The organism is Pengzhenrongella sp., from assembly GCF_036565025.1.
Classification (GTDB): domain Bacteria; phylum Actinomycetota; class Actinomycetes; order Actinomycetales; family Cellulomonadaceae; genus Pengzhenrongella.
Window position 1 is genome coordinate 1 of the sequence record NZ_DATCNW010000436.1, and the last position, 2933, is coordinate 2933.

At 73.9% G+C, this 2933-nt stretch carries 3 protein-coding genes; all 3 read left to right on the forward strand.

The features are described 5' to 3' along the window. On the forward strand, positions 1-837 hold an 837-nt coding region (locus VIM26_RS24945; protein WP_331956033.1), incomplete at its 5' end, for a bifunctional ornithine acetyltransferase/N-acetylglutamate synthase. 8 nt (positions 838-845) lie between these two features. Beyond that, positions 846-1847: an acetylglutamate kinase gene (gene argB, locus VIM26_RS24950; RefSeq protein WP_331956034.1), complete on the forward strand. Its 1002-nt coding sequence runs from the start codon at positions 846-848 to the stop codon at positions 1845-1847. After that, positions 1844-2933: acetylornithine transaminase (locus tag VIM26_RS24955; protein ID WP_331956035.1), on the forward strand; the 1090-nt coding region annotated here is incomplete at its 3' end. The genes argB and VIM26_RS24955, both read left to right, overlap by 4 nt.

Consider the following 2933-nt stretch of genomic DNA (forward strand, 5'->3'; position numbering starts at 1 on the left):
CGCCTGCCGATGACCCTGCTCCTCGCGGGCATCACCGCCGCGGCCGCGGGCCTCTCGCCCGACGGCGGCGCCGACGCGGCCGTCGCGATCATGACGACCGACACCGTGCCGAAGACGGTCGTCGTCGAACGCCTCACCGCGGACGGCCGGGCGTGGTCCGTCGGCGGCATGGCCAAGGGCGCGGGCATGCTCGCGCCGGGCCTGGCCACCATGCTGTGCGTGCTCACCACCGACGCGCACACCGATGCGACCACGGCGGACGAGGCGCTGCGCGCGGCGACCGCCACGACGTTCGACCGGGTCGACTCCGACGGGTGCATGTCGACCAACGACACCGTCACCCTGCTCGCCTCGGGCGCGAGCGGCGTGCAGGTCACCCCGGACGAGCTCACCGACGCCGTCACCGAGGCGTGCGCCACCCTGGCCCGCGCGCTGGTCGCCGACGCGGAGGGCGCGAGCCACGAGATCGCGGTCAGCGTCGTGAACGCCCAGACGCAGGACGCCGCCGTCGCGGTCGCCCGGGCCGTCACGCGCTCCAACCTGTTCAAGGCCGCCGTGTTCGGCAACGACCCGAACTGGGGCCGGGTGCTCGCCGCGGTGGGCACCGTGCCGGTCGACGTCGCCGCGTTCGACGCCGACCTGCTCGACGTCGCGATCAACGGCGTCTGGATCTGCCGCGCCGGCGGCGTGGGGGAGGACCGCACGCTCGTGGACCTCGCCGCGGCCCGCGAGGTGCACGTCGAGGTCGACCTGCACGCGGGCGTCGAGCGCGCGACCGTCTGGAGCAACGACCTCACGCACGACTACGTCCACGAGAACAGCGCGTATTCCTCATGAGCGGACCCATGAACACCTCGAACCACACGCCCCCGACCGACCTCGACGACGAGCCCTTCAATACCCGCACCGACCTTGACGCGCACCAGAAGGCCGAGGTCCTCATCGAGGCCCTGCCCTGGCTGCAGCGGTTCGCCGGCGCGCTCGTCGTGATCAAGTACGGCGGCAACGCGATGGTCGACGACGACCTCAAGCGCGCCTTCGCCCAGGACATGGTGTTCCTGCGCCAGGTCGGCCTGCGGCCGGTCATCGTGCACGGTGGGGGACCGCAGATCAACGCGATGCTCGAACGCCTCGGCATCGAGAGCGAGTTCCGCTCCGGGCTGCGCGTGACCACCCCCGAGGCGATGGAGGTCGTGCGGATGGTGCTCACCGGGCAGGTCTCGCGCGAGCTCGTCGGGCTGCTCAACGCGCACGGCCCGCACGCCGTCGGGCTCTCGGGGGAGGACGGCGGCCTGCTCCAGGCCCGCCGCCGCACCGCCCTCGTGGACGGCAAGCAGGTGGACATCGGCATGGTCGGCGACGTCGTCGGGGTGAACCCGAGCGCGGTGCTCGACCTGCTCGACGCCGGCCGGATCCCGGTCGTCTCGACCGTCGCGCCCGACATCGACGACCCGACGCAGGTGCTCAACGTGAACGCCGACACCGCCGCCGCGGCGCTCGCGGTCGCGCTCGGCGCGCGCAAGCTCATCGTGCTCACCGACGTCGAGGGCCTGTACACGAGCTGGCCGGACCGGTCCACGCTGGTTCGCCGGATCCGGGCCAGCGCGCTCGCGCAGCTGCTGCCGAGCCTGGACGCCGGCATGCGCCCCAAGATGGAGGCCTGCTGGCGGGCCGTGGAGGGCGGCGTCGGCCGGGCGCACGTCATCGACGGCCGCGAGCCGCACGCGATCCTGGTCGAGGTCTTCACCTCGGGCGGCGTCGGCACCATGGTCCTGCCCGACGACGAGCCGAACCCCTCGACGTTCACCGCGCCCATCCCGGTGATCCGGCCGGGGGTGCCCGCATGAGCGACCTCGACCTGACCGGCACGCCCGCCGCCCTGACCCGGCCCGACTCGGGCGCGCACTGGGCCCAGCGGTATGCCGCCTCGATCATGGACACCTTCGGACCCCCGCAGCGCGTGCTCGTGCGCGGCGAGGGCTGCTACGTGTGGGACGCGGACGGCAAGCGCTACCTCGACCTGCTCGCGGGCATCGCCGTGAACGCCCTCGGCCACGCCCACCCGACCCTGACCGCGGCGATCTCCGCGCAGCTCGGCACGCTGGGTCACGTGTCGAACTTCTTCGGCTCGCCGACCCAGATCGCGCTCGCCGAACGCCTGATCTCCCTCGCGCAAGCGCCGGAGGGCTCGCGGGTCTTCTTCGCGAACTCCGGCACCGAGGCGAACGAGGCGGCCTTCAAGATGGCCCGCCGCACCGGCCGGTCGCGGGTCCTCGCGCTCGAGGGCTCGTTCCACGGACGCACGATGGGCGCGCTCGCGCTCACCCACAAGCCCGCCTACCGCGCGCCGTTCGAGCCGCTCCCGGGCGGGGTCGAGTTCGTGCCGTTCGGCGACATCGACGCGCTCGAGGCCGCGCTGGACGACGACGTCGCCGCGCTGTTCGTCGAGCCGATCCAGGGCGAGTCGGGCATCCGTCCGCTGCCGCCGGGCTACCTGGCACGGGCCCGCGAGCTTACGATCGCCCACGGCGCGCTGCTCGTCCTGGACGAGGTGCAGACCGGCATGGGCCGCACCGGCGCCTGGCTCGCGCACCAGCACCCGCACCTCGGCGGGGGCATCCGGCCCGACGTCGTCACGCTCGCCAAGGGCCTCGGCGGCGGCTTCCCGATGGGCGCGCTCGTCGCCTACGGCGAGCAGGCGGCCGGCCTGCTCGGCCGCGGGCAGCACGGCTCGACGTTCGGCGGCAACCCGGTCGCGGCGGCCGCCGCGCTGACCACGATCGGCGTCATCGAGCGCGACGGGCTGCTCGCCCACGCGACCGAGATCGGCGGGCAGCTGAAGGCCCAGATCGCCGCGACCGACCACCCGCTGGTGTCGGGCGTGCGCGGCCTCGGGCTGCTGCTCGCGATCGAGCTCAACGAGCCGGTCGCGG